The organism is Oscillibacter sp. KLE 1745 (assembly GCF_000469445.2).
GTDB classification, from domain to species: Bacteria; Bacillota; Clostridia; order Oscillospirales; family Oscillospiraceae; genus Oscillibacter; species Oscillibacter welbionis.
In genome coordinates this window covers 2,146-4,562 of the sequence record NZ_KI271663.1, presented here as the reverse complement: position 1 = coordinate 4,562, position 2,417 = coordinate 2,146, and the positions used below count along the sequence as shown (strand labels likewise).

3 protein-coding genes are annotated in these 2,417 nt (G+C 59.5%); 2 read left to right on the top strand and 1 reads right to left on the bottom strand.

All coding sequences use genetic code 11. The features are described 5' to 3' along the window. Positions 1–115: 115 nt before the first annotated feature. Complete coding sequence (locus HMPREF1546_RS01295) at positions 116–1,165, bottom strand: alcohol dehydrogenase catalytic domain-containing protein (RefSeq protein WP_021749688.1); 1,050 nt, start codon at positions 1,163–1,165, stop codon at positions 116–118. Positions 1,166–1,365: 200 nt separating this feature from the next. Here HMPREF1546_RS01295 and HMPREF1546_RS01290 point away from each other — a divergent pair, with 200 nt between their 5' ends. After that, positions 1,366–2,016, top strand: a complete 651-nt coding sequence (locus HMPREF1546_RS01290) for a Crp/Fnr family transcriptional regulator (RefSeq protein ID WP_021749687.1) — start codon at positions 1,366–1,368, stop codon at positions 2,014–2,016. Between the two features lie 170 nt (positions 2,017–2,186). Beyond that, positions 2,187–2,312 (top strand): hypothetical protein, encoded by a 126-nt coding sequence (locus HMPREF1546_RS19450; protein WP_256264416.1) that lies wholly within the window; start codon positions 2,187–2,189, stop codon positions 2,310–2,312. The last annotated feature ends 105 nt before the right edge of the window (positions 2,313–2,417 follow it).

Sequence of the window (2,417 nt, the reverse complement as noted above, 5' to 3'; positions counted from 1 at the left end):
ACCCCCCCGCCGCGATGCGGCGGGGGTGTTTCAGGATCGTTCAGCATCTCCGGGCCGGGTCAGGGTCCGCCGCAGAATGGGCACAGTCCCCTCCTGCCTGTTCTGCGGGGCGGGATCAGGGATACAGGATCATCTTGCCGGGCACGCCGCTGTGGATCTGCGCCAGAGCGGCCTCAAAGTCCTTCATGGGGAAGCGGCCGCCGATCACCTGATCCAGCTTGAAATAGGGTCCCTTCATAACCTTGGCGAAGTCCTCCCAGGTCTCCCAGATCTTCCGTCCGGAGACGCCGGTCAGCTGGACCTCCCGATAGACCAGGTCGTCGGTCATGTCGTGGAAGGTGATGGGCTTGGTGGGCAGTCCCACGCACACCAGACGGCCCGCAGCCCGCAGGCACTTGAGGGCGCTGTTGAGGGCGGGCTCCGCGCCGGTGATGTCGATGGCCGCGTCCACGCCCACGCCGCCGGTCAGAGTCCTGACCTCCGCCGGCAGGTCGCACTTGGCGCTGTTGAGCACCGCGTCGGCGCCCATCTTCTTGGCCACCTCCAGCTTCTCATCGATCAGGTCGCAGGCGATGACCTTGACAGCGCCGAAGGTCTTGCTGGCGCTGATGGCTGTCAGACCGATGGGTCCGCAGCCGCTGACCAGCACGGTCTTTCCGTTGACCTCCGCCGCTTCCACGCCGTGAATCCCAGCGCCCATGGGCTCGAACATGCAGGCCGCCTCGTCGGTGACGTCATCCTCCAGCAGGAATGTGCAGTCCCAGCGGATCTTGGCGTATTCGGCGAAGGCTCCGTTCTGGGTGCAGCCGAACAGCTTCACGTTCTTGCAGATGTGTGGCATCCCGTTCTTGCAGAAATAGCACTCGCCGCAGGGAATATGGGACTCGCAGGACACCCGGTCGCCCACCTTGCGCTCCGTGACGTTTTTTCCCACCGCCACGATCTCGCCGGCTGTCTCATGGCCCACGGTAACGGGGGCCTTGATCCGCTTCTGGGACCACTCGTCCCATTCCATGATGTGCAGATCCGTGCCGCAGATGGCCGAGCAGTGGACCTTGATGAGGACTTCATCGTCATTGATCTCCGGGATCGACAGGTCAGTGTGATAGACCAGGCCGGACGGGGCGTTGACCTCCTTGACAAGGCCGCACATGGTATCCTTCATTGTCAGCTCCTCCTTTTTGATCCGCGCCGCGCGGCATTCTGACCGGGCCGCTCAGTCGGGATATGCTTATTGTAAAGGGAGAGCCGGCAGCCAGATTGTAACAGGTGATACAAATGCATCTTGTGGAATGGGAGAAAATCTGCTACTATTTTTGTTGATGTTGATATGGAATCCTCTCAGGAAAGGAGGCGGGATGCCCCGTGTCCGGCGACATCCAGATCAGCCCCCACGTGGGGGAGCTTTTTGTCAAATACGGCGTCAGACGCCAGTACCGCAGCGGCGAGGTCCTGCTGGAAAAGGGTGCGCTGTCCGCACAGGCAGGCTTTCTGGTCAAGGGGCAGCTCCGCACCTTCTGCCTCGGTCCCAGCGGAGATGAGATCTCCCTCTTTTACCTGGGACCCGGCAATCTGTTCGGCAGCAGCGCCCTGGTGTATCACGCCAAGGTCATGGTCAGCGTGTCCGCCATTTCTCCGGCGGAGGTCTATCTGCTGGCGGCAGACCGCTTTTGGAAGCTGTGGCAGGAGCACGGCTATCCTCCCCAGGACCTGATGGCCCATTTTGTGCGGCGGATCACCATGCTGTCCGACTATATCTGCTGTTCCCACTTTCTGGAGGATGACAAGCGGGTGGCCTATTTCCTGCACACCTGCTGCGCCAGCTCCGGTCCCTCCATTCCGTACACCCACGAGCAGATCGCGGCCATCACCGGTATGAGCCGTGTCTCCGTCACCCGCATCCTCAAACAGTTTCGGGAGGCCGGCATCCTCCGCCAGTCTTACCGCAGGATCGAGATTCTGGCCCCCCAGCGGCTGTCTGAGGTGTTTGCCTCCCTGGGATATTTTCTGGACTGAGCCCCTTTCGGAAAGCGCGAAAAATTTTTCCGAAAAGGGGCTTGCTTTTTTGGCTCATTGGCGCTAAGATATCGTTAAGAGGTCGTTAAGAATCCGTTAATATTTTTATATTCATGACAACTTTTCGTAAATAAATCCTCGAATCCGAATCGGGAAGGAGGTGTCCTCTCATGGAAGTCGGCGGCTATGTGATGCTCGCAATCGTTGCTGTCTTGGCGCTGGGCTGCATCAACAGCTCCATCAAGGCCCACAAAAACAAGCAGTCTGCTAAAGAGGAGGAGCCTGCCTCCAAATGATTCTGCTTTCCATCTCTCCCTTCATTTTTATTCAGTGCGGAAGCGGCGTCCATTTCGATGGACGCCGCTTCCATACTGGAAAGGCGCACCGCGGTTCCGCGGTTC

Bases quoted from the DNA above. Each gene is read 5' to 3' on its own strand.
- HMPREF1546_RS01295 (WP_021749688.1), bottom strand. From the start codon at position 1,165: ATGAAGGATACCATGTGCGGCCTTGTCAAGGAGGTCAACGCCCCGTCC.
- HMPREF1546_RS19450 (WP_256264416.1), top strand. From the start codon at position 2,187: ATGGAAGTCGGCGGCTATGTGATGCTCGCAATCGTTGCTGTCTTGGCG.